25 protein-coding genes and 2 pseudogenes are annotated in these 22,613 nt (G+C 64.9%); 12 read left to right on the forward strand and 15 right to left on the reverse strand.

Annotation, left to right across the window (positions count from 1 at the left end):
- The first annotated feature begins 29 nt into the window (after positions 1–29).
- Positions 30–779 (forward strand): NUDIX hydrolase, encoded by a 750-nt coding sequence (locus ALC15_RS12460; RefSeq protein ID WP_050627458.1) that lies wholly within the window; start codon positions 30–32, stop codon positions 777–779.
- A 27-nt stretch (positions 780–806) separates the two neighbouring features.
- Here the strand turns inward: ALC15_RS12460 and ALC15_RS12465 are convergent, their stop codons facing one another.
- The gene (locus ALC15_RS12465; protein WP_244486041.1) at positions 807–1,484 is read right to left on the reverse strand and encodes an SGNH/GDSL hydrolase family protein; all 678 of its coding nucleotides are present in this window, start codon (positions 1,482–1,484) and stop codon (positions 807–809) included.
- Here ALC15_RS12465 and ALC15_RS12470 point away from each other — a divergent pair.
- Positions 1,470–2,795 (forward strand): LLM class flavin-dependent oxidoreductase, encoded by a 1,326-nt coding sequence (locus ALC15_RS12470; RefSeq protein WP_050627459.1) that lies wholly within the window; start codon positions 1,470–1,472, stop codon positions 2,793–2,795. The two genes, ALC15_RS12465 and ALC15_RS12470, sit on opposite strands and share 15 nt — an antisense overlap.
- Positions 2,796–2,816: 21 nt before the next feature.
- Here ALC15_RS12470 and ALC15_RS12475 read toward each other — a convergent pair whose 3' ends face one another.
- On the reverse strand, positions 2,817–3,365 hold the full coding sequence (locus ALC15_RS12475) for a hypothetical protein (RefSeq protein WP_050627460.1): 549 nt from the start codon (positions 3,363–3,365) through the stop codon (positions 2,817–2,819).
- Between the two features lie 220 nt (positions 3,366–3,585).
- On the opposite strand from ALC15_RS12475, the gene rpmG reads away from it, so the two are divergent.
- Positions 3,586–3,753, forward strand: a complete 168-nt coding sequence (gene rpmG, locus ALC15_RS12480) for a 50S ribosomal protein L33 (protein ID WP_018271988.1) — start codon at positions 3,586–3,588, stop codon at positions 3,751–3,753.
- A gap of 109 nt (positions 3,754–3,862) precedes the next feature.
- Positions 3,863–4,393 carry a hypothetical protein gene (locus ALC15_RS12485; RefSeq protein WP_050627461.1) on the forward strand — a complete coding sequence of 177 codons (531 nt, stop codon included), beginning with the start codon at positions 3,863–3,865 and terminating at the stop codon, positions 4,391–4,393.
- Between the two features lie 98 nt (positions 4,394–4,491).
- Here the strand turns inward: ALC15_RS12485 and ALC15_RS47180 are convergent, their stop codons facing one another.
- The 4 genes and pseudogenes from ALC15_RS47180 to ALC15_RS46140 form a co-directional block, all read right to left on the reverse strand.
- Positions 4,492–4,623, reverse strand: a complete 132-nt coding sequence (locus ALC15_RS47180; RefSeq protein ID WP_283806267.1) for a hypothetical protein — start codon at positions 4,621–4,623, stop codon at positions 4,492–4,494.
- A gap of 72 nt (positions 4,624–4,695) precedes the next feature.
- Entirely contained in the window at positions 4,696–6,093 is a 1,398-nt protein-coding gene (locus ALC15_RS12490) for an ammonium transporter (RefSeq protein ID WP_050627462.1), read from the reverse strand.
- 497 nt (positions 6,094–6,590) lie between these two features.
- Positions 6,591–7,822 (reverse strand): annotated as a pseudogene (locus ALC15_RS12500) (MFS transporter).
- Positions 7,823–7,928: 106 nt separating this feature from the next.
- Positions 7,929–8,102 (reverse strand): hypothetical protein, encoded by a 174-nt coding sequence (locus ALC15_RS46140; RefSeq protein WP_244486044.1) that lies wholly within the window; start codon positions 8,100–8,102, stop codon positions 7,929–7,931.
- Here ALC15_RS46140 and ALC15_RS41890 point away from each other — a divergent pair.
- Both ALC15_RS41890 and ALC15_RS12510 read left to right on the forward strand, forming a co-directional pair.
- Positions 8,043–8,648: a TetR/AcrR family transcriptional regulator gene (locus ALC15_RS41890; protein ID WP_244486043.1), complete on the forward strand. Its 606-nt coding sequence runs from the start codon at positions 8,043–8,045 to the stop codon at positions 8,646–8,648. The two genes, ALC15_RS46140 and ALC15_RS41890, sit on opposite strands and share 60 nt — an antisense overlap.
- A 42-nt stretch (positions 8,649–8,690) precedes the next feature.
- Complete coding sequence (locus ALC15_RS12510) at positions 8,691–9,896, forward strand: serine hydrolase domain-containing protein (RefSeq protein WP_244486042.1); 1,206 nt, start codon at positions 8,691–8,693, stop codon at positions 9,894–9,896.
- 157 nt (positions 9,897–10,053) lie between these two features.
- On the opposite strand, the gene ALC15_RS12515 is transcribed toward ALC15_RS12510, so the two are convergent.
- Positions 10,054–11,427, reverse strand: coding sequence for a PleD family two-component system response regulator (locus ALC15_RS12515; RefSeq protein ID WP_050627465.1), 1,374 nt, complete (start codon positions 11,425–11,427; stop codon positions 10,054–10,056).
- A 15-nt stretch (positions 11,428–11,442) separates the two neighbouring features.
- Complete coding sequence (locus ALC15_RS12520) at positions 11,443–11,808, reverse strand: response regulator (RefSeq protein WP_028336390.1); 366 nt, start codon at positions 11,806–11,808, stop codon at positions 11,443–11,445.
- A gap of 228 nt (positions 11,809–12,036) precedes the next feature.
- Here ALC15_RS12520 and ALC15_RS12525 point away from each other — a divergent pair, with 228 nt between their 5' ends.
- Together ALC15_RS12525 and ALC15_RS12530 are read left to right on the forward strand one after the other, a co-directional pair.
- On the forward strand, positions 12,037–12,336 hold the full coding sequence (locus ALC15_RS12525; RefSeq protein WP_050627466.1) for a DUF3572 domain-containing protein: 300 nt from the start codon (positions 12,037–12,039) through the stop codon (positions 12,334–12,336).
- On the forward strand, positions 12,315–13,625 hold the full coding sequence (locus ALC15_RS12530; protein ID WP_094193846.1) for a DNA polymerase IV: 1,311 nt from the start codon (positions 12,315–12,317) through the stop codon (positions 13,623–13,625). The genes ALC15_RS12525 and ALC15_RS12530 overlap by 22 nt, the downstream gene beginning before the upstream one ends.
- 127 nt (positions 13,626–13,752) lie before the next feature.
- Here ALC15_RS12530 and ALC15_RS12535 read toward each other — a convergent pair whose 3' ends face one another.
- The gene (locus tag ALC15_RS12535; RefSeq protein WP_050627467.1) at positions 13,753–14,154 is read right to left on the reverse strand and encodes a RidA family protein; all 402 of its coding nucleotides are present in this window, start codon (positions 14,152–14,154) and stop codon (positions 13,753–13,755) included.
- A 250-nt stretch (positions 14,155–14,404) separates the two neighbouring features.
- Positions 14,405–15,268 carry a cell envelope integrity EipB family protein gene (locus ALC15_RS12540; RefSeq protein WP_050627468.1) on the reverse strand — a complete coding sequence of 288 codons (864 nt, stop codon included), beginning with the start codon at positions 15,266–15,268 and terminating at the stop codon, positions 14,405–14,407.
- A gap of 263 nt (positions 15,269–15,531) precedes the next feature.
- Between ALC15_RS12540 and ALC15_RS12545 the strand changes: the two genes are divergently transcribed.
- The 4 genes and pseudogenes from ALC15_RS12545 (at position 15,532) to ALC15_RS12560 (ending at position 18,635) form a co-directional block, all read left to right on the forward strand.
- Positions 15,532–15,999: a RidA family protein gene (locus ALC15_RS12545; protein WP_050425560.1), complete on the forward strand. Its 468-nt coding sequence runs from the start codon at positions 15,532–15,534 to the stop codon at positions 15,997–15,999.
- Between the two features lie 3 nt (positions 16,000–16,002).
- Positions 16,003–16,754: pseudogene (locus ALC15_RS12550) on the forward strand (glycerophosphodiester phosphodiesterase).
- A 155-nt stretch (positions 16,755–16,909) separates the two neighbouring features.
- On the forward strand, positions 16,910–18,160 hold the full coding sequence (locus ALC15_RS12555; protein WP_050627469.1) for a GNAT family N-acetyltransferase: 1,251 nt from the start codon (positions 16,910–16,912) through the stop codon (positions 18,158–18,160).
- A gap of 52 nt (positions 18,161–18,212) precedes the next feature.
- Positions 18,213–18,635 (forward strand): HIT family protein, encoded by a 423-nt coding sequence (locus ALC15_RS12560; RefSeq protein WP_050627470.1) that lies wholly within the window; start codon positions 18,213–18,215, stop codon positions 18,633–18,635.
- Positions 18,636–18,697: 62 nt separating this feature from the next.
- On the opposite strand, the gene tsaA is transcribed toward ALC15_RS12560, so the two are convergent.
- The 5 genes from tsaA to ALC15_RS12585 all read right to left on the reverse strand — a co-directional run bounded on the left by tsaA (position 18,698) and on the right by ALC15_RS12585 (position 22,484).
- Complete coding sequence (gene tsaA / locus ALC15_RS12565) at positions 18,698–19,189, reverse strand: tRNA (N6-threonylcarbamoyladenosine(37)-N6)-methyltransferase TrmO (RefSeq protein WP_050627471.1); 492 nt, start codon at positions 19,187–19,189, stop codon at positions 18,698–18,700.
- A 3-nt stretch (positions 19,190–19,192) separates the two neighbouring features.
- Positions 19,193–20,173, reverse strand: a complete 981-nt coding sequence (locus ALC15_RS12570) for a Bug family tripartite tricarboxylate transporter substrate binding protein (RefSeq protein ID WP_063781809.1) — start codon at positions 20,171–20,173, stop codon at positions 19,193–19,195.
- Between the two features lie 61 nt (positions 20,174–20,234).
- Positions 20,235–20,579, reverse strand: a complete 345-nt coding sequence (locus ALC15_RS12575) for an AzlD domain-containing protein (protein WP_050627472.1) — start codon at positions 20,577–20,579, stop codon at positions 20,235–20,237.
- Positions 20,576–21,328: an AzlC family ABC transporter permease gene (locus ALC15_RS12580; protein ID WP_050627473.1), complete on the reverse strand. Its 753-nt coding sequence runs from the start codon at positions 21,326–21,328 to the stop codon at positions 20,576–20,578. The genes ALC15_RS12575 and ALC15_RS12580 overlap by 4 nt, the downstream gene beginning before the upstream one ends.
- A gap of 205 nt (positions 21,329–21,533) precedes the next feature.
- Positions 21,534–22,484, reverse strand: a complete 951-nt coding sequence (locus ALC15_RS12585; protein WP_050627493.1) for a lytic transglycosylase domain-containing protein — start codon at positions 22,482–22,484, stop codon at positions 21,534–21,536.
- Positions 22,485–22,613 lie beyond the last annotated feature (129 nt).

A 22,613-nucleotide genomic window follows, 5' to 3' on the forward strand; every position in this document is an offset into this window, starting at 1 on the left:
GGCCGCAAAGAAGAAATGGAAGGGATGAAATGACTGAAGCTGCCGCACCCGCCGCCGTCGTCCACCAGGGCGAAAAAGAAGCCGATCATCACGCGTATTTCCGGCCGAAGGACGCCGCGACGCTGATCCTGATCGATCGCTCCGGCGCCAAGCCGAAGGTGCTGGTCGGCAAGCGCCACGACAAGGTCGTGTTCATGCCCGGCAAGTTCGTCTTCCCCGGCGGCCGTGTCGACAAGGCCGACAACCGCGTGCCGGTCGCGGCCCCGATCACGCCCGAGCTCGAAGCCAATCTGTTGAAGGGCAGCCCGAAGATCACGCCCGGCCGCGCGCGTGCGCTCGCCAATGCCGCGATCCGCGAAGCCTGCGAAGAAACCGGGCTCTGCCTCGGCCGCAAGGTCGAGAAGACAGCGAAGCTCGACGGCCCGTGGGCGCCATTCGCCGACGCAGGCCTGCTGCCGGATCCGTCCGGGCTGTTCCTGATCGCGCGTGCGATCACTCCGCCCGGCCGCGTCCGCCGCTTCGACACCCGCTTCTTCACCGCCGATGCGTCGACCATCGCGCATCGCGTCGAGGGCGTGGTGCATGCCGATGCCGAACTGGTCGAGCTGGTCTGGGTCGAGATCGGCTCCGAGCCGCTCGCCGACGCGCACGCCATGACCAAGAACGTGCTCGCCGAGCTCGACCGCCGTCTCGCCACCGGCCCGCTCCGCCACGACGCGCCGGTGCCGTTCTTCCATTTCTACGGCGGCAAGATGCAGAAGGACGTGCTGGGGGCGTAAGCTCCGAGCGCCGCGATAGAGTGTCAGTCAGCGCACCGCGCCCACCACTGCGGGCAGCATGTGGGCGGCGACCACCCTGTGTCCCTCCGGCGTGAAGTGAATGTGATCCGGCTGCACGTAATTGCGCAGGACCGCATTCCACCACATCGGGATTACGCGAATGTGCCGGCTGCGCAGCTTGGCTTCGATCGCAGCAAGCTCGGCGTTCTGATCCCCTCGGCCCAATCGCCTGGCGTTCCAGCCGCCACCGAAGCGGTCGAGCAGCACGATCCTGGTCCCTTCGGGGACCGCGGAATCGAGCCGGGCGAGCATGCCGGCATTGGTATCGCCGTTGATTCCGGCGTTGGTCACGTGCACATTGCGGCCCTTGGCGGCGAGCATGACCTCCAGCTGCGCCGGCCAGGCGTCCGAACTGCTCACACCCCTGCCCGCGACATTGCTCGCGCCGATCGCAACGATCTGGGCCCGTGCTTGGCTGCCAAAACAGAACACCAGCGCGAGCAGGACGGCAAAGATCGGCAAAGGCCTCGCCGGATGATTCATGTCCCGCTCCCCAATAACGACGGCATCGGGTTGAAAATATCCTCCGCTCGTCGCCCAGATTGCAAGATTCTTCTTGGCCGCCCTCATGGCGTTACCCGCCGGCCTCCCTATCTGTTCCGCTAACGACATCAAGAACGGAACGGGGCAATGGCGAAGCGTCAACTCAAGCTCGGCGCGTTCATGCGGCCGATCAGCATCCACACCGGCGCCTGGCGCTATCCGGGGGCGTGGCCCGACGCCAATTTCAACTTCGACCATATCAAGACGCTGATCCGCAAGCTCGAGGCCGGCAAGTTCGACGCCTTCTTCATGGCCGACCATCTGGCCGTGCTGAACATGCCGACCAATGCGCTGAAGCGCAGCCACACGGTCACATCGTTCGAGCCGTTCACCCTGCTCTCGGCGCTCGCGGCAGTGACCGAGAATATCGGCCTGATCGCGACCGGCTCGACCACGTTCGACGAACCCTACCACGTCGCCCGGCGCTTTGCCTCGCTCGATCACATCTCCGGCGGCCGCGCCGGCTGGAATATCGTCACCACGTCCAACCCGGACGCGGCGCTGAATTTCGGCCTCGACGATCACATGGAGCACGCCGAGCGCTACAAGCGCGCCCGCGAATTCTACGACGTCGTCACCGGTCTGTGGGATTCCTTTGCCGACGACGCCTTCGTGCGCGACGTCGAGTCCGGGCTGTTCGTCGATCCCGACAAGATGCATGTGCTCAACCACAAGGGCAAATATCTCTCGGTGCGCGGGCCGCTCAACATCGCCCGTCCCGTGCAGGGCTGGCCGCTGATCGTGCAGGCCGGCGCCTCCGACGACGGCAGGCAGCTTGCGGCCGAGACGGCGGAGGCCGTGTTCACCGGTGGCGGCAGCCTTGCGGACGGGCAGAAGCTCTACGCCGACATCAAGGGCCGCATGGAGAAGATCGGGCGCGATCCCGATCATCTGAAAATCCTGCCCGGCGCGTTCGTGGTGGTCGGCGACAGCGTCGAGGAAGCCAAGGAGAAGCGCGCACTGCTCGACAGCCGCGTGCATTACGACAGCGCGATTGCCTCGCTGTCCGTGATCCTCGGCACCGATGCCTCAGGCTTCGATCCCGACGGGCAATTGCCGCCGATCCCTGAGACCAACGCCAGCAAGAGCGGGCGGCAGCGCCTCGTCGACGTCGCCGCGCGCGACAAGCTCACGGTACGCCAGCTCGCCCAGCGCGTCGGCGGCTATGGCGGGCTCGCTTTCGTCGGCACGGCGCAGACCATTGCCGACCAGATGGAGGAATGGCTGACCGGTCGCGGCAGCGACGGCTTCAACATCATGTTCCCCTATCTGCCGCAGGGGCTGTTCGAGTTCGTCGACAAGGTCGTCCCGGAGTTGCAGAAGCGCGGGATCTTCCGGACAGAGTACGAGGGCAAGACCCTGCGCGAAAATCTGGGCCTGCCGCGGCCGAAGAACCAGTTCTTCGAAGGCTGATGATGAGGCGGCGGGTTCAAACTAGTCCGCGTCCGGCTCGGTGCCGACATAATCCTTGGCCGGCAGCTTCAGCTCGGCGCCGAGCGTGCGCGCGAACGCGTTCGCTTCGTCGCGCTTGGTGAATGAGGACACCTGGATCGGCGTCACGCCGCGACCGCCGCAGAGATTCACGTCGTACATCACGAGGCTGCAATCGGGATCGCTATCGTCGGTGATGCTGATGAACTTGAATTCGGTGAGTTGTCGCAGGCTGCGAAACCTGAGCGGACCGAACTGCTTGGTGACGACCAGCCGGCGCGTGATCGGATCGACCTCGATGAAGTAGCGCAGCGTCGCCAGGATCAGCCCGGGCAGGCCAATCACCAGCGCAAAGCCGGTCAGGAACAGCAGCCCGACCCAGTCCTCGCTCCAGTAGCCCGCCCCCGTCAGATCGGCCTTGAGGATCAGGCCGACGTAGTAGGCGAAGTAGAGGCCGCCCGCGAGGAACGGCAGCGAAGCGAGGCGGAAGTACCACTCCTTGAGCCACTCGACTCGCAGCCCCTGTTCGTCATGGGTGATCGCTACCGACATCCTGTCCTCTGCCATCAGTTGAAACTGGAACAGGCGGTAGTCGGCAGTCCGGGGCGCGAGGTTCGACGAGAATCGCCCCCTTTTGCGGCGAAACACCCCGAAATCGGGCCCGTTTCGGCCGGGAAATCCTTGACTTCTCACGGTTTGTGGCTAGTTTCCGGGCCAAACGCGGGCCGATTTGGCCGGCTCCCGATACCCCTTCATTTTCGAGGATTTGCACATGGCCAAAGCGGTCACCATCAAGGTCAAGCTCGTGTCGACGGCCGATACCGGCTTCTATTACGTCGCCAAGAAGAATTCGCGCACCATGACCGACAAGCTGGTCAAGAAGAAGTACGACCCGGTCGCGCGCAAGCACGTCGAGTTCAAGGAAGCCAAGATCAAGTAAGATCGCCTGCTTCTGACGTTTCAAACGGGGCCCTCGCGGCCCCGTTTTTGCTTTGTGGCCTAGCGTCATCCCTCATGTCTTTCGGGCAGGTCCCGGGCGCAGGGCTCACATGGTCGCAGGCTTGGACGAGGGCAATGTCGGCGGCTACTCGGTCGCCTACGGCCGCGAGGACACCTACTTTCCCGTCTATGTCACGGCCGCCCTCGCCGCGGTCTTCCTGACCGCGACGTGGATCACGGGCGCGATCTGGTGGCTGGCGCTGGCGGCGGCCGCCACCGGCTTCACCTATTACAACATCCCCCTGCTGGAGGCCGGTCGTCCGACCATCGGGGCCAACCAGTACGGCATCTTCATCCAGGCCTTCGGGCTGATCCGCTGGCGCGCCATCGCGCAGATCGATCTCGTCGAGATCGCAGAGCGGGCGATGAGCGTCCACGAATTGCAGATCGCGCTCAATGTGCCACTCGGCAGCGCACTGGTGGCCGACTGGCGCAAGCGGCCAGCCTATCGACTGCTGATGCGCCTGCCATGGCGCATGGACCATCGCGGCGTGGTGCGCATCAATCTCGAGCCGTTCGACCGGACGCCCGACGAGATCCACCGGACGTTCCTCAGGATGTGGCGCTACTATCGCAGCTAGAGCGCGATGAGATCTGGTTGAATCGTCATCGCGCTCTGGCTCATTGTCGGGGGCATGATCTCTTCGGAAAACTGCTTCGCACTTTTCCGGATCATGCTCTAGCGGCCGCCAAACGCCTCATCAGGCAGATGCGCATCCGCGATGCGTGCATCCGGATTGTGCGTGATGGTCATGAACCAAATGAGGCTGAAGAACAGCGACCACGCTGTGTTCCAATAGAACCAGTTCATCGGATCACCTCGAACAGCTTTGATCCGTGCCAGCCGGCAACGATCGCCGGCCGGCGCGGAATGCCGCCAAGTCTACTGCACGACCTCGCCGTGCAGCGCCAGATCCAACCCTTCGCGCTCGATATCCCGCGTCACGCGAAGCCCGACGAAGAGATTGATCACGAACAGGATGATCAGGCTCACGACCGCATCATACACGAAAACCGTCGCGACGCCGATGCATTGATTGAGGAACTGCCCGGGATTTCCCTCCAGAACGCCTGCCGTTCCGCCATACTGCTCGACCGCGAACACGCCGGTCAGCAGCGCCCCGACGATGCCGCCGAGAGCATGGACACCGAAGCAGTCCAGCGCGTCATCATAGCTGAACATGCGCTTCAAGCCGGTGCATCCCCAGTAGCAGCAGACGCCGGCGGCGATGCCGATGGCGAAGGCACCGACCGGCCCGACGAAACCCGAGGCCGGCGTGATCGCGACGAGGCCCGCGACGGCGCCCGAGCAGATGCCGACGACGGTGGGCTTGCCCTTCAATGCCCATTCCACCAGCATCCAAGTGAAGCCCGCCACCGCGGTGGCGATCTGGGTCACCAGCATGGCCATGCCGGCCTGCATTCCGGCCGTGACGGCGGAGCCGGCATTGAAGCCGAACCAGCCGACCCACAGCAGCGAGGCGCCGATGAAGGTCAGCACCATGTTGTGCGCCGGCCCGGTCTCGACGCGCTTGCCGAGCATGATCGCACACATCAGGCCGGCGACGCCGGCATTGATGTGCACCACGGTGCCGCCGGCGAAATCGAGAACCTTGACATAGGCGGCGTCGTTGCCCGCGGAGAATATGCCGTCCGGCCCCCAGACCCAGTGCGCGATCGGCGCATAGACGAGGATCGCCCACAGCCCGATGAACCAGAGCATCGCCGAGAACTTCATCCGCTCGGCAAACGCGCCGGCAATCAAGGCCGGCGTGATGATGGCGAACGTCATCTGGAAGCAGATGTAGACGGACTCAGGAATGGTCGCGGCGAGCGGATTGGGATTGCCGATGCCGCCCTTGCCGATGTCGCTCAGGATGTCCTTGAGGAACATGCGATCCAGGCCGCCGATAAACGGCGTGCCGGCACGGAACGCCAGGCTGTAGGTGAGGACGGCAAACAGGATCGTGACCAGGCAGGTGACGGCGAAGCTGGTCATCACGGTGTCGCCGACGTTCTTCTTGCGCACCATGCCGCCATAGAACAGGCCGAGCCCTGGAACCGTCATCATCAGGACCAGCGCGACCGATGTGAGCATCCAGGCGGTGTCGCCGGAATTCGGCGTGCACTTCTCGAGAATCTTGCCGCCGCAGGCAGGTGGCGCCACCGCATCTTCAGCCAGCGCAATGTCACTGAACAGCAGGCATAGAAACGCCACTCCCAGCAGAGCAATCACGATTCTCACGAGCTTCGGGCGCGTGTATGTCGCAGACTCCATCATCGTCCTCCCATCACAAGAAATGCTGGTGTTCGGAATGGGCGCGGCGCGTTCGGAGCGCGAACGCCGAAGACAGCGCGCTTTCGGTTATCGGGATCGCTCGAAGCGCCGCGGTACGACTGGCGGGATGCGGCGAAGGCGCAGCGGCATCAGGCCGGGCGCAAGGCACAAGCGCCTCCTGCTCGGCGGCGCGGCAAAGGCCGTGGTGCGCGGATGGCTGGAGAATGACGGCGACTAGCCTCATCGCGGCCAGCCCTTCCCATGGGTCCCCAGCCGGAACCTCAACGACGGTCCGGCATGATTTCTAGCCATATTCAATCAAGATTCGTGCCACCGGCGCGCACCGAGCAACGGATTGAATACGCAGTAAATTCAATCCGCGCGCGGAACGGCATCGCGCACTACTGCACGTTCTCGCAGCAAGCGATCGATGGAAAAATAGGCAGTAATCGACGACTGCCCTCGTATGGGGCAGTCGCCGGTTTGGCGAGATCGGAAGCTCACACGGCCTTGAGCAGCGGCGGCTGCGCCGGCCGGATCAGCGCGAAGGCGAGCTGGATGATGCCGCCGGCAAGACCGAGCGCGACGCCGATACGCCAGGCCATGGTGTAGGAGCCGAGTGAATCGTAGATCACCCCTCCGCCGTAAGCACCGAGGAAGCTGCCAACCTGGTGGCTCATGAACGCAAGGCCCTGGATCATCGCCTGCCAGCGCAGCCCGAACATCTCGGCCACCGCGCCCGCGACCAGCGGCCCGACACCCATCCAGAGGAATCCCATGATCGCGCCGAACAACAGCGTCGAACCGGGCGTTGCCGGCAGCATGAAGTACCAGGCGAGCGCCAGCGAGCGCAGGATGTAGATGCCGCCGAGCAGCGCGAGCTTGTTCCAGCGCTGGCCGGCCCAGCCGAAGAACAGCGAACCCAGCACGTTGAAGCCGCCGATCATGCCGAGCGTCTGCGCGCTCAGCATCGGATCGAGCCCGCAGATCGCGAGATACGACGGCAGATGCGTGGTGAGGAAGACGAGCTGCATGCCGCAGACCATGTAGGCGCAGGTCATCACCACGAAGGACGCGTTGCCGAACGCGGTCTTCGCCGCGGTCGCCGCCGTCGCGTTGCCGATGTCGTCACCCGCGGGCTTCGGCAGCGGGATGTTGTCGACACGACCGGCATACAACGCCGCTGGGATCATGCCGATCGACAGGATGACAAAGCCGGCGAGCCCGACGCGCCAGCCGAACCCCTCATTGAGGATCTGGCCGATCGCGCCGACAGCAGCGCGCCGAGCGAGCCCGCGGCAGAGACCATGCCGAGCACGGTCGAGCGCACCATCTCCGGCACGGCGCGCGCGGCGACCGACATCGCGATCGCATTCGCGGTACAGGCGAGCGAAATGCCGATCAGCACGCCGGCGCCGATCATGATGCTGACGAGGCCATGCGCCGTCGTCATCAGCACGAGGCCCGCGATGTAGGCCAGCGCGCCGACCACCATGATCGGGCGGAAACCGTAACGCACGGTCATCGCGCCCGCGAGCGGCTGCAGGAAGCCCCAGGCAAGGTTCTGCACCGCGAGCGCGAGCGTGAAATGCGACACCGTAATTCCGATGTCGTGCGTCAGCGGCTGCATGAAGATGCCGAGGCTCTGCCGCAGGCCCATGCTCAGCGTGAGCATGATGGAGGCGCCGATCAGAATGGGAAGTGTGGGACGCAGGACCTGCAACAGGGGCATTGTTCTTGTTCTCCCAAAGGGGCGCGGCACGATAGCCGCAGCCTGCGATTCCCGCTTATTTTAGGTACACAGACCTGTGTAACTAGGCTATACAGAGCCGCTGTTGTCAAGCGAACAGGATCACCGCCGGCGCATGGCTTCCCCGCCTCCCAAACAGACCATGAAAGAGCGGATCCTCGAGACCGCCGACAAATTGTTCTACCTGCAGGGCATTCGTGCGATCGGCGTCGACACCATCGCGGCCGAGATCGGCATCAGCAAGCGCACGCTCTACAATCACTTCCCGTCGAAGGACGCGCTGATCGAAGCCTATCTGCAGCGCCGCTTCGTCCAGCCCCGCCCGTCCGACAAGCCGCCGGCCGAGCAGATTCTCGCAACCTTCGATTCGCTGGAGCGGCGCTTCGCGGCAAAGGATTTTCGCGGCTGCCCGTTCGTGAATGCGGTGGCGAGCTCGGCCCGGAGGACGAGGACCGCAGCGTTCGCAACATCGCCGTCGCCTTCAAGGAAAGCCGCCGGGTCTGGTTTCGCGATCTGCTGCGGCAGCTCGGCGTCGCCGATGCGGAGGGACTTGCAACCCAGCTCACGCTGCTGGTCGACGGATCGATCGCCCAGGACCTGGTGCGCGACGATCCGGCCATGGCGCGCGCGGCCAGGGAAGCGGCGCGCGTGCTGCTGGCCAACGCCGGCGTCAAGGTCGGCGGCTCCGCGCCCGCGGACAAGAAACGCACTGGATAAATCCGGTTGCGTAGACAGGTCCGGTTTGGTTGTTAGCTGCGACGGCATGCGACGGCATTCCCAGTTTGGATATTCCGTCCGGCGAGATTGACAGCGACCGCGCGACAACCTGCGGCACAACTGGGGAACAACCATGGAAGATCTGAAGGTGACGGCCACCGGCTACGATTTCGCGCCGGCGCGCGCCGCCATGCAGCGCTACATCGACAACAATCTGCTGTCCGGCATCTCGTCCGCGGTCATGGTCGGTCGCGATCTCGTCGATGTCTCCTGCGTCGGCTGGGCCGACAAGGAAGCGCAGATCCCGCTGCGCACCGACCACGTCTTCCGGGTGTTCTCCAACACCAAGCTGATCACCTCCTGCGCCGCGCTGCTGCTGTTCGAGGAAGGCCGATTCCGGCTCGACGATCCGATCGAAACCTACATCCCGCAGCTTGGAAACCGAAAGGTGCTGCGGCAGGGTGCAACGTCGATCGACGACACCGAGCCGGCGCGGAGCTCGATCACCATCCGCCAATTGCTGAGCCACAGCGCCGGCTTGAGCTACGGCTTCTTCGATCCCGGCACCGTGATCTTCAAGGCGCTCAACGAGCGCGGCGTGCACAATCCCAACGCGACCCTAGCCGAGATGGTCGATGTGCTGGCCGGTCTGCCGCTGATCTACCAGCCGGGCACGTCGTGGGAATACTCGCTCGCGATCGACGTGGTCGCGCGCCTGGTCGAGGTGGTCAGTGGCCAGCGCTTCGACGAATTCATCAAGGCGCGCATCCTCGATCCGCTCGGCATGGTCGATACCGGCTTTGTCGTTCCCGAGCAGGACCAGGGTCGCCTCGTCGCGTATTACGCTGGCGCGGATCTGATGGAGCCGATGAAGCCGGGCCTCACTCGCACCGACAATGCGCCCTTCCCCGGCGCCTATCTGCGCCCGGTCGCACGGCTCAATGGCGGCGGCGGCCTGGTGTCGACGCTGCCCGACATGGTCGCATTGATCCGCAGCCTGCTGCCCGGCGGTCCGACGCTGCTGAAGCCGGACACCATTGCAGCGATGATGTCCAACCAGTTGCCCGACGGCCAATGGATCCGCTTTGCGATGATGGGCGAGCAGCCCGGCAAGGCGCATGGACTGGCCGGCGGCCTGATCCTCAATCCCTCGCCGATCGATCATCCCGATGCGGCCGGCGAATTCTACTGGGGCGGCGTCGCCGGCACGCAGTGGTGGATTTCGCCCAGAAAGGGCATTGCCGGCGTGATGATGGCGCAGCGCCAAATGGCCTTCGTCCATCCGTTCTCGTTCGAGTTCAAGCGGATGGCGTATGACGCGGTGAAGCGCGGACGTTAGCAGACTGCGTTTACGACAATGCTGTCGTCACCCGCGAAAGCGGGTGACCCTGTATTCCAGAGACGGCTCAGCTTGAATCGAGAGGCCGCGGCGTACTGGATACCCCGCATTCGCGGGGTATGACGGCGAGTGTTGTGGATGTTGTGAAGCGCGGCCGTTAGGCCGCCGCGGAAACCACGCGGTTGCGGCCGTCGTGCTTGGCGCGATAGAGCGCGGTGTCGGCGCGCTTCAGCACGTCCGAGACCGGCTCGCCCTTGCGCTCCAGCGTGGTGAGACCGATCGAGATCGTCACCGTGATCCGCTTGCCGCCCTTGTCGACGGCGAACGGCTCGCCCGCGATCGAGCGGCGCAGCCGCTCGGCAACCATGCCGGCGACATGCAGATCGGTCTCGGGCATCACGATCACGAACTCCTCGCCGCCATAGCGGCAGGCCAGATCGATGCCGCGGATCGACTTGCGGATGCGAACGGCGAATTCGCGCAGCACGTCGTCGCCGGCATCGTGGCCGTAGGTGTCGTTGATCGCCTTGAAGTAGTCGATGTCGAGGATCATCAGCGCCAGCGGCTTGCCGCGGACCGAGGCCTGCTCCGCCAGCGTCGCGAGGTGGCTCTCCATGTAGCGCCGGTTGTTGAGGCCGGTCAGCGCATCCGTGATCGCCATCTCGATCGAGTTCTGCACGTTGTCGCGCAGATGATCGGTGTAGCGGCGACGGCGGATCTGGGTGCGCGCCCGTGCCAGCAATTCATTCTTGTCGACGGGACGCAGCAGATAGTCGTTGACGCCGATCTCGAGCCCGCGCATCAGCCGCGTGTTGTTGTCGGCATCGGAGACGGCGAGAATCGGCACCTGCCGCGTGCGCTCCAGCGAGCGGGCCTGACTGCACAGCCGCAGGCCGTCGTAATTGTCGAGGCTGAGCGACACGATCAGGAGGTCGTAATTGCCCTCCGCGGCGTGGAACAAGGCTTCCGACGGATTAACCTCGACATCGACGGTATGCTCGGCGGCGAGGATCGGCGCCAGCTTCTCGTAGGACGATGGCCGGTCGTCCACCAAGAGGATGCGGCCGCCGGTGCCACGATCCGCAATCGCGCTGCGCTCGGGCGCCTGCATGCCGATCTCGAGCGAGGTGATGGCGCGCATGCGCAGCTCATCAGTCATCATCTTCAGCCGCGTCAGCGAGCGCACGCGCGCGATCAGCACGACGTCGGACACCGGCTTGGTCAGAAAGTCGTCGGCGCCGGCTTCAAGCCCACGCACGCGGTCGGCGGGACTGTCGAGCGCGGTGACGATGACCACCGGAATGAAATGGGTCGCCGGATTCGACTTCAGCCGGCGGCAGACCTCGAAGCCATCCATATCAGGCATCATGACGTCGAGCAGGATGATGTCGCATTCGGCGCGCGCGCAGAGTTCCAGCGCCTCGGTCCCGTTGGAGGCGGTCAGCACATCGAAGTATTCGGCCGACAGGCGGGCTTCCAACAGCTTGACGTTCGCCGGAACGTCATCGACGACGAGGATACGCGCGGACATTGCACCACAACTCCCCTATCCGATAAAGCGTCGGACAGTCTCAATAAATTTGCCGACCGAGATCGGCTTGGACAAATAGGCTTCGCAGCCGCCCTCGCGGATGCGTTCTTCGTCGCCCTTCATGGCGAAGGCGGTGACCGCGACCACCGGAATCGCACGCAGATCGGGATCGTCCTTGATCCAGCGCGTGACCTCGAGGCCGGAAACCTGGGGTAGCTGAATATCCATCAAAATGAGATCGGGGCGCAGCTTGCGGACGAGATCAAGCGCTTCGAAGCCATTGCTGGTGCCCGAAGTCTGATAGCCATGCGCTTCCAACAGATCGCGAAAGAGCTTCATGTTGAGCTCATTGTCCTCCACGATCAGGACGGTTTTGGCCATCCCGTCCCTCCCAAACCCAGGAGACGCGCCCGGCTGCGGCACCTCACGCACCGCGCTCGGGACGCGTCGAAAATGTGAATTCAAACTAGCGCCAGAATCGCTCTAACCCGTTAACCCGACATCCAACTTCCGCAGCGTGGTTTCCGTTGCTTGAACACACGCGGAAGACTCGGGCATGATGGGCTTCTCAATAGAGACCATAAGTTAACGGAAAGGCAAACCGGCGCGTTGAAAAAGCCTGTTCACAACCCCCGGGAAGTTGCTGAAATCGTTGCGATTCAGGCGCTCGGCTTCATTGCCGGCGATCCCGAACGGCTGGGCTTGTTCCTGGCTGAGTCCGGAATCGGTCCGGAGACGCTGCGGAACGCTGCGTCCAATCCTCAATTTCTTGCGAGCGTGCTCGATTTCGTGATGCGCGACGACGCCACCGTGAAGGCGTTCGCCGCCGCCTCCGAACTGCACCCGACCAACATCGCTGCCGCCCACCAGGCGCTGGGCGACCCGAGATGGGAGCGCGACGTGCCGTGACGACGGCGGCGGCAGCTCCCGACGGCCCCCTCAGTTTCTGCCGAGACTGCCTCGGCGATCTCGATATCAAGGTGAAGCGATGCAGCCATTGCGGGTCGCCGCGACTGGTACGTCACCGCACCCTGCCCGCGCTGGCGCTGGCGCATATCGATTGCGACGCGTTCTACGCCACCGTCGAGAAACGCGACAATCCTGAGATCGCCGACCGCCCTGTCATCATCGGCGGCGGCAAACGCGGCGTCGTGTCGGCCGCCTGCTACATCGCCCGCACCTACGGTGTCCGCTCGGCGATGCCGATGTTCAAGGCGCGGGAACTCTGCCCCGACGCAACCGTGATTCCGCCCGACATGGCGAAATATGTCCGGGTCGGCCGCGAGGTGCGCCAGGCGATGCAGGCGCTGACGCCGCTGGTCGAGCCGCTGTCGATCGACGAGGCGTTCCTCGATCTCTCCGGCACGCAGCGCGTCCACGGCATGATCCCTGCCAAGGTGCTCGCCAAATTCGCCCGCGAGGTCGAGCGCGACATCGGCATCACGGTGTCAGTCGGGCTGTCCTGCAACAAGTTCCTCGCCAAGATCGCCTCCGATCTCGACAAGCCGAGGGGCTTTGCCGCGCTCGACCAGGACGAGGCACGCGAGATGCTGGCCGGCAAACCGGTCGGCTTCATTTATGGCGTTGGCCCGGCGACCCAGGAGAAGCTCGTGCAGCGCGGTTTCCGCGTCATCGCCGATTTGCAGCGCGCCGACGAGAACGAGTTGATGAAGCAGTTCGCGAGCGAAGGCCGCAGGCTGTGGCGGCTGGCGCGCGGCATCGACGACCGCAGCGTGGTGCCCGATCGCGGCGCCAAGACGATCTCGAGCGAAACCACTTTCGAGACCGATATCCGCGATCTCGCAACGCTGGAAAAACTGCTCTGGAAGCTGTCGGAGAAGACCTCGGCGCGGCTGAAGAGCAGCGACCTCTCTGGCTGCACCATCACGCTGAAGCTGAAGACCGCGGACTTCCGCCAGCGCACCCGATCGCAATCGATCCAGACCCCGACCCAATTGGCCGCAAAGATCTTTGCGGTGACGCGCGAGATGCTGGCCAGGGAGATCGATGGCACCGCGTTCCGCCTGATGGGCGCCGGCGTCAGCGCGCTGCGCCCGGGCGCGCAGGCCAATGATTCCGACATGCTCGACCGCCGCTCGGCGCACGCCGAACGCGCGATGGACAATCTGCGCAAGAAATTCGGCAACGCCGCCGTGATCCGGGGCATTGCCTATGAGGGGCCGGGAAAGCCGGAATAGTCCGGGGCTCGACCGCGACGCGAACTCCGTCATCGCGAGGAGCGCAGCGACGAAGCGATCCATCGCTCCGCACGCGCGGAGGTATGGATTGCTTAGCTGCGCTCGCAATGACGGAGAGCGTCTTCCCTCAATCCGTAACCGCAACAGCCTCGATCTCGATCAGCCATTCCGGCGCTGCGAGCGCGGTGACGCCGACGAGCGTAGAGGCCGGCGGCTCCATGCCCTCGAAGAACGCCGAGCGCGCCTTGCCGATGATCGGGCGGAGCTCCGGCTTGTAGCCGACCACGAAGGTCGTGATCTTGACGATGTTGGAATAGCTCGCACCGGCGGCCTTCAGCGCCATGCCGAGGTTCTGCATCACCTGCGTGGTCTGCGCGGCGAGATCGCCGGCACCGACCACCCGCCCCTCCTCGTCCGTGGACACCTGACCCGAAATGTAGATCGTGCGCGCGCCAGAGGCGACGACGACGTGGGAGTAAGCCGGATTGTGATGCAGGCCGCTGGGACGAAGGTGGTCGCGCTTGCTCATGATGTGCCTCCCTGACACGAATGTATCGGGAAGCGTACTCGTGTCGGATGGTTCCGGCCAGAGCAGTCTCGCGGGGGATTTTTTGCTCCGCTGTCGTCCCTGCGAAAGCAGGGACCCATAACCACCGAAGGTGATTATTGCGCGACGCTGGAGCCACAGCCCCCTTAATAACTCAACGCGGTGGTTATGGGTCCCGGGTCGCGCTCCGCTTGCCCGGGACGACACTGAATGTGTGGCTACAGCCAGCCGCTCACTTGCAGGGCTTGGAATCCCTGACGTCGAACTTGTCCAGCGCGCCGGAGATCACGAAATCGTTGTAGTCCAGCACCAGCGCGCGGGAGACACCGTTCTCGTAGAGCTCGAACGACATCGCGTAGACCGGCGTCTGCTCGCCATCCTTGGCCCGCGCGTCGCTGTCATAATAGCTCACCGTCACCGGCCAGCGCGTCATGGTCTTCATCGCATCGCTCGCGGTCGACGGATCGGGCGACGACGGCGCGCGGTCGCCCGCGATCGGCCGGCCGATCACGGTCAGCGTGTTGTAGATCTTCTCGCCATTGTCGGAGCCGTCATAGACGGTCTGTTCCAGCACCGATTTGCCGTCACGGGCCGCGGCGATGATGTGCTGGATCTGCTCGGTCGGGAACACGATCTTGCCGTCGATATTGAATGTCTTCTTCACCGGCTGGGTCAGCTTCACGGTGATATGATCGCCGACCCGCTCGGCGATGCCGTCGACCGGCGAGGATGCACTGTCGTTCATCCGCGTGTCGATCTTGAAGCGGTAGCTCTTGCCCGACGCGTCCTCCCAGGACGAGGAGCGCAGGTCGGACAGCGTCACCTTGCCCTCACCGCTGTCGAGCTCCGACACCTGGCGGAATTCCGAGGTGTAGCCTTCGCAGGAGTTGCCGGAGAAATTGTACAGGATGCGCCCGCGTGCATCGCTGACCGAATTGGAGCCGCGTGATTTCACGAGGCTCAGATCGTACAGCGCCTGGTGCGCGAGAAACGGCCCGCTTGCCGCGGCGGCGGCCCCATGAACCGGAGCGGATCCTGCGGCAACGGCGATCGTAAGCACCAGGGCACGCGACGGATTCCGGAACGGCAAGATCATGGTTTGTCCTCGAGGAGGCAGGGATTCGGCACAATAGTGACGGTGGTATTGCGCCGCAACTGGGGCAAGTCTGACAAAATTGCAATGTCGGCGGCGAAATTGCCGTGGTTTTCGGCAGTTCTCCCTGCAATTCCGCACGTCGCGGCCACCACGCCCTCACGTGACCGTCGCTTGCAACCGGCGGCACGATGCGCGAAACAATCGAAACAAACTTGGCCCTGACCGCGTTTCAGGCTTCGTGCAATCCAATTGGGGGACAAAAAATGGCGGGTACCGTCGAACAGAAACTGGCGTCACAGGGCATCACACTTCCCGAGCCGACCTCCCCGGTCGCGAACTATGTCCCCTTCGTCCGCAGCGGAAACCTGCTGTTCATCTCCGGCCAGGTCTGTTTCAACGCCGAAGGCAAGCTGATCGCCAAGGGCAAGCTGGGGGCCGGCGTCACGCTCGAGCAAGGCGTCGCCGCGGCGCAGGGCTGCGCGATCAACCTGCTGGCGCAGATCAAGGCCGCGCTCGGCGATCTCGACAAGGTCGTGCGCGTGGTGCGATTGGGCGGCTTCATCAACTCCGCGCCCGACTTCTTCGACGGCCCGAAGGTGCTGAACGGCGCCTCCGATCTGATGGTCGCGGCGTTCGGCGACAAGGGCCGCCACGCCCGCACCACCGTCGGTGTCGCCTCGCTGCCCGCAGATGCCGCGGTCGAGGTCGAAGGCGTGTTCGAAGTCGCCTGATCGATGCGCGCGCCTGATTGGCTGACGAAACGGCCGGTCGCCCATCGCGGCCTGCACGATGCCGCACGCGGTATCATCGAGAACATGCCGGCCGCGGCCAATGCCGCGGTATCGGGCAACTTCGCGATCGAGTGCGACATCCAGCTCACCGCCGACGGCGAGGCCATGGTGCATCACGACGATGCGCTCGGCCGCCTCACCGAAGGTTCAGGCCTGTTGGCGAACAAGACCGCGGCCGAGCTGAAGGCTGTGAAGTTCAAGGGCACCCCCGAGCAGATGATGACGCTCGGGGAGCTCTGCGCGCTGGTCGCCGGCCGCGTGCCGCTGGTGGTCGAGGTGAAGAGCCATTTCGACGGCGACCGCAGGCTGCTGCGGCGGATGGCCGAGGTGCTGTCGTCCTATTCCGGCCCTGTTGTCGGCATGTCCTTCGATCCCGACCAGGTGCTGGGATTGCGCGAGATCATGCCGAACCTGCCGCGCGGCATCACCGCCCAGCGCACCTATGACGACAGTTCCTGGACCAAGCTGACGCCGGCGCAGCGCGACGGCATGCTGTATCTGCGCCACGGCTTCAGGACCGAGCCGCATTTCGTCGCCTTCTGGGTCAACCAGCTCCCGGCGCCGCGCCCTGGATCGCCCGCAATGTGTTCGGCTGCCCGCTGCTGGCGTGGACCGTGCGGACGGCGGAACAGCGCGCGCGTGCGGCCCGCTATGCCGACCAGATGATCTTCGAGGGGTTTGTGCCGGGAACCTGACATGCCACCGGCAGTCTTGAACTCGTCGCTGCGACGCACGATGTTGTCGGGAGTTGGTCGTCATCGGCGATGGCGGAATGCGGAGCATGATCCGGAAGTGGAGCCAGCTGTTCCGGAAAGATCATGCTCAAACGAGGCACCGGTCTTCACTTTCGATGGCGTCGTCTGAAATCACCCTAGAGGCTGTGGCTGACATCGGCGGCATTCCGGCCGCCGAGTGGGACGCCTGTGCCAATCCCAAGGCGGACGCCGACAGCATCCATAACCTCGACACGCTGGCCTCGCCCGCCGCCGCAAGCGATTGCCAGACCGCCGCAAGTTCGAGCTATAACCCGTTCGTTTCCCACGCGTTTTTCGCCGCTGCCGAAGCCTCCAAATCGGCCTGCCCGCGGACCGGCTGGGGACCGCGGCATCTGGTGGCGAAACTCGATGGCCGGATCGTCGGTGTCGTGCCCTGCTATCTGAAATCGCACTCGCAGGGCGAATACGTATTCGATCGTGGTTGGGCCGAGGCCTATCACCGTGCCGGCGGCAGCTACTATCCGAAGCTGCAGGTCTCCGTCCCCTTTACGCCCGCGACCGGGCCGCGGCTCCTGATCCGTGACGGCGTCGACCGCGAGGTGATCGGCTCCGCCTTGGCGCGGGGCCTGCGGGCGCTCTGCGATGCCACCGAGGCCTCTTCCGTCCACGTGACGTTCGCCCGCGAGGACGAAGCAAAATTCCTCGGCGCACACGGCTTCCTGCTGCGGACCGACCAGCAGTTCCACTGGCACAATGAAGGCTACAAGACCTTCGACGATTTCCTGGGATCGCTGAACTCCCGTCACCGCAAGGGCATCAAGCGCGAACGTCGCGAGGCGCTTGCCGCCGGGATCACGATCCACTGGCTGACCGGCCCCGACATCACCGAGGACGCCTGGGACGCGTTCTTCGAGTTCTACATGGAGACCGGCTCGCGCAAATGGGGCCGGCCGTATCTGACCCGCGAATTCTTCTCGCTGATCGGCGAGAGCATGGCCCGCGACGTGTTGCTTGTGATGGCCAAGCGCAACGGCCGCTGGATCGCCGGCGCAATCAACTTCATCGGCTCGGACACGCTGTTCGGCCGCAACTGGGGTGCGATCGAACACCACCCGTTCCTGCATTTCGAGGTCTGCTACTACCAGGCGATCGATTTCGCGGTTCAGCGCGGGCTCAAGGTGGTGGAGGCCGGCGCACAGGGCGAACACAAGCTGGCGCGCGGCTACCTGCCGCAGACCACCCACTCGGCGCACTTCATCGCCGATCCCGGGCTGCGCCGCGCGATCGCCGACTACCTCAAGCGCGAGCGCGACTATGTCGCCGAGGTCGGCCGCGAGCTCGCCGAGGCCGGCCCGTTCCGCAAGACGGTCGACGACGACGCTTGACGTTTCGGCCGCGACCTAGACATTAGCGCAATAAAATTGAGGAGCCGCCGCCATGCCCGCCTACGACAACAACAACCCCTTCGCAAAAATCCTGCGCGGCGAGTTTCCGTCCTACAAGGTCTATGAGAACGAGCACGTGCTGGCGTTCCTCGACATCATGCCGCGCTCGCCCGGACACACGCTTGTGATCCCGAAGGCCGCTGCCCGCAACATCCTCGACATCACGCCTGATGATTTCGCCCATGTCGCGCGTGCCGCCCACAAGATCGCGGCCGCCGGAATGAAGGCCTTTGAAGCCGACGGCATCACGGTGCAGCAATTCAACGAGCCCGCCGGCGGCCAGGTCGTGTTCCACCTCCACATGCATGTGATGCCGCGCAAGAACGGCGTCGCGCTGCTGCCGCCCGCGAGCCACAAGGAAGACGGCAAGGTGCTGGAGGCGCACGCGGCGAAGCTGATCGCAGCGTTGAAGTAACCTTCACTGCCCGTTATTCCCGGGCGCGCGTAGCGCGAGCCCGGAATGACCGCGGTGAGACTTCACTCCGTCTCGAAATCCCCGGCCTGCGGCGGAGCCAGCGGGGTGAACTCGCAGCGATCGGGCTTGACGTCGATCAGCGGCGTCTCGTCGAGGCAGTCGAGGCCGCGCACCAGGATGACGTTGCCCTCGACGCCGACCAGTTTGACGATCGAGGTCCCGATCGGATTGGGCCGCACCGGCGAGCGCAACGAGAAGGTACCGCGGGTGCTGCCGTTGTTCTTCGGGCTTTGCAGCACGATGTCGCGGCGGGACTGGTGCAGCCAGTACAGCACTTCGAGATTGCTGTAGAAATCGACGCCCTTGATGGCGGCGACCCAGGGCTCGAAGATCTCGAGCCGGCACACCGGGCCGTCATGCCGCCCTTGCCGCGGCGTCGCCAGCCGCGAGGTCCAGGGCGTACGGATGCGGCCGATGAAGACCAGCCAGGCATCGCGCGCCGCCGGCATGTCGACGGCGACCTCGCCCTGGCGCAATTCCATTTCACGTACCATGTCTCAATCCAGCGATATGTTCAGCGCCTTGACTACATCAGCCCATCGCGCGCGATCGGCATCCACGAACTTGTCGATCTCGGCCTGGCTCTTCGCACGCAGCGGCGGGAAACCGATCTTGACCAGCGAAGCGCGGAACGCCTCGTCGTTCAAGGCCCGGTCGAGGCTCGCCTTGATCTTGCCGGCGATCTCGTCAGGCACCTTCGACGGCGCTGCAATACCATACCAGACGCTGACCGCATAATCGGGATAGCCGCTCTCGGCGATCGTCGGAAGGTCAGGTAAATCCGGGATGCGCGCGGTGGAGCTGACGCCGAGTGCACGCAACATGCCGGACTTGACCGGCGGCAGCGCGGTGCCGAGCGTATCGAACATCAACTGGATGTTGCCGGACAGCAAATCCTGCAGCGCGGGTCCGGCGCCCTTGTAGGGCACGTGGGTCATCTCGACGCCGGCCATCTGCTTGAACATCTCGCCGGCGAGATGAACCGTGCCGCCGGTGCCGGCCGATCCGAAATTGAGCTTGCCGGGATTCTTCTTGGCGTAGGCGACGAACTCCGCCACCGTCTTCGCAGGCACCGAAGGATTCACCTCCATGATCATCGGCGCATCGGTGATGACCGACAGCAGGCGGAAATCCCTGGCGGGATCGTAGGGCAGCTTCTTGTAGAGCAGCGGATTGAGCACGAAGATCGAGGCGGCCGTCACGAACAGCGTGTAGCCGTCGGGATCGGAGCGCGCCACCGCCTCGGCGCCGATCGCGCCCTGCGCGCCGGCCTTGTTCTCGACCACGACCACCTGCTTGAGATCGCGCCCGAGATATTCGCCGACGAGGCGGCCGAGCACGTCGGTCGGTCCGCCTGCGGCATAGGGCACCACCAGCTTGATCGGACGCATCGGATAGTCTGCGGCGCGCGCCGGCAGCGCCGCCACCAGCAACACCGTCAGAGCAACAATGAAGTGCGATGATACGCGCCGCTGCATGCCGTTTCCCCGTTGTCTTGTTCTTGGGAAACGAGACTAGCGGATAATGCGGTGGCCGCAATCAGCCGAGCCAGTATTTGCCCGCGATCATCACGACTTCGCCGACGATCACGCCGGCGAAGATCGATTTTCGCGCCAGCATGAACGCGACGAAGCCGGCGGCGACGGCGCCGTAACGCAGCCAGTCCGGCACGCCGGCGAGCGCGCCCGGCGGCTGCACCACGATCTGCGCGATGATCCCGGCGAGGATCGCGGTGGCGACCGCCCTCACCCAGACCAGCAGTTCAGAGTTCTCGTCGATGCCGCCGCCGAACCAGAGGCCGAGCATACGCCAGATCTGATTGGGGATGACGCCCGCCACGAACAGGATCGCAAGCGCGTGCCAGTCGCCGATGAAGGTGCTCATGCCCGCGCCCTCACCGTGCCGGCCCGCGCGCGATGCACGCCATAGGCGATGGTTCCCGCGACGACGCCGCTGACCAGGATGTCGACGCCGCTGTTGAGCAGCGCGGCCAGCGGGAACAGCAATAGCCCAAGCACCAGCGCGATGACGTCGGCGAACTCGCGGCAGTTGCGCGCGGTCGAGAACAGGAAGGCGAGCGGTGTCAGCATCAGCATGCCGGCGGCGAGCAGCGGCGTGAGGTTGGCGGCGAGCATATAGCCGATCGTGTTCGCGATCAGGCAAACCGAGACCAGCCCCAAGCCGAGCCCATGGATGAAGGCGATCCGGCGGTTGCGCGGCACCTGCGGCAGGAAGCGGTAGCATTCGACCCACAACGTCACGGCGGTAAGATGCGCCACCAGGATCAGATGCCGCCGCTTGGTCTGTTCGGTGCGCATCAGCGGCAACACCGAGACCACCATCGGAAACAGCCTGATCGCACTCACGGTGACCGCGATCGCCGATTGCAGCACGGTGGCGCCGGAGCCGAGCGTCGTGATCACGATGATCTGCGCGGGCCCCGCCCAGACGAACGCCGTGCTCGCCAGGGTCCAGCCCAACGAGAAGCCGCTATCATGCGCCAGCGCGCCGATCCCGAGATAGGTGGCAAACAGCACCAGCGTCAGCACGGTCGCGCCGATCGACCGCGCGCCCCACAGGAAGGCGCGGAACGAGGTCTGCCATTGCGGGGAATCGAGCGGAGGAAGCGCCACGGTGAACCGGATGGTTTTGCAATGGCGGCGGCTTAGGGCGCGGTGCTCAACGGGTCAAGCAAGCGGCTGCACAGGGCGGGTATGCAGCGGCGATAACCCCACTCGTTATTGCGAGCGGAGCGAAGCAATCCATTGCTCTGCTTGCACGGACAGATGGATTGCTTCGTCGCTTCGCTCCTCGCAATGACGTGGAGAGGTCCGTGCCTCACGCCCGGTTCTTCAGCACGAAGCATGCTCCGCCCGCCTTGCGGATGCGGTTGCACAGGCCGTCGGCCTCGGGGCGAGTGTCGGCGCCGATGCGCACCTGGTAGAACGTCGCGCTGCCGCGGCTGCGCAGCCGCGAGCCGAGCAGGCTCGGATCCTGATCGCCGATCACCGCGGACAGCCGCTTCATGGCGCGGGCATACATCGCAAGCGCCTTGTCGCGGCTGAAGCCGGCGGCGAGCTGTACGCCCCACACCTTGGCCGCCGACAGCGTGATGTGCTGCTCGAGCCCGGCCACGAACGGGTTGGGCGCACGCTTCAACAGCGCCATCAGCTCGCGGCAACTCTTGGTCGGCGGACGCGCCCGCATCTTGCCGTTGTTACGAGCGGCGGCAGCCCAGTCGTCGACGCTGGAGCCGGTGATCGCCGAGACATAGTTGCGCGTCTCCTGCGGCATATAGCCGGTGCCGGCGAGCCAGTCCTGGATCCGGCGCGGACCGGCGTTATAGGCGGCCGCTGCAAGGCCGAGATTGCCGAACTGGTTGCGCAGCTCGCTCAAAAATTCGGCCGACTTCGGCAGCGCCTGGACGGGATTGAACGGATCGAGCACCCCGCGCTCGTTTGCGGTGCCCGGCATGAACTGCGCGATGCCCTGCGCACGCTGGCCGTTGCGGGTGATCGGACCGATCGCATCGGCCTGGAAGCGGCTCTCCTGCCAGATCACGCGCGCGAAGAATTCGAGCGGTAGATCGTTGGCCCGCGCCGCCGATTCGATCATCAGGCACATCGCCTCGCGGGTGTCGCTCTCGCGCGCGTCATCCGCCGGCTTGTCGGCTGTGGCCGCAGGTTTCTCGGCGGACGTCGCGGGCGGCTCCACCGGAGGCGTCGCAGGTTTCTCCGCCGATGGAGCGACCTGCCCTGCCGGCGGCGGCGCAGGCGCCTCGGCCGGCACCTCAGCGGGCTTTTCGGCGGGCGCAGCCGGCTTGTCCGCAGGCGGCGCTGCGGGCTGCTCGGCGCCGGGCGCCGGGGCTGCGGCAGGCGCGTCCTCCGCGCCGGCGCGATCGGCGGCACCAGCGTCAAA

This window comes from Bradyrhizobium viridifuturi (assembly GCF_001238275.1).
GTDB lineage: Bacteria > Pseudomonadota > Alphaproteobacteria > Rhizobiales > Xanthobacteraceae > Bradyrhizobium > Bradyrhizobium viridifuturi.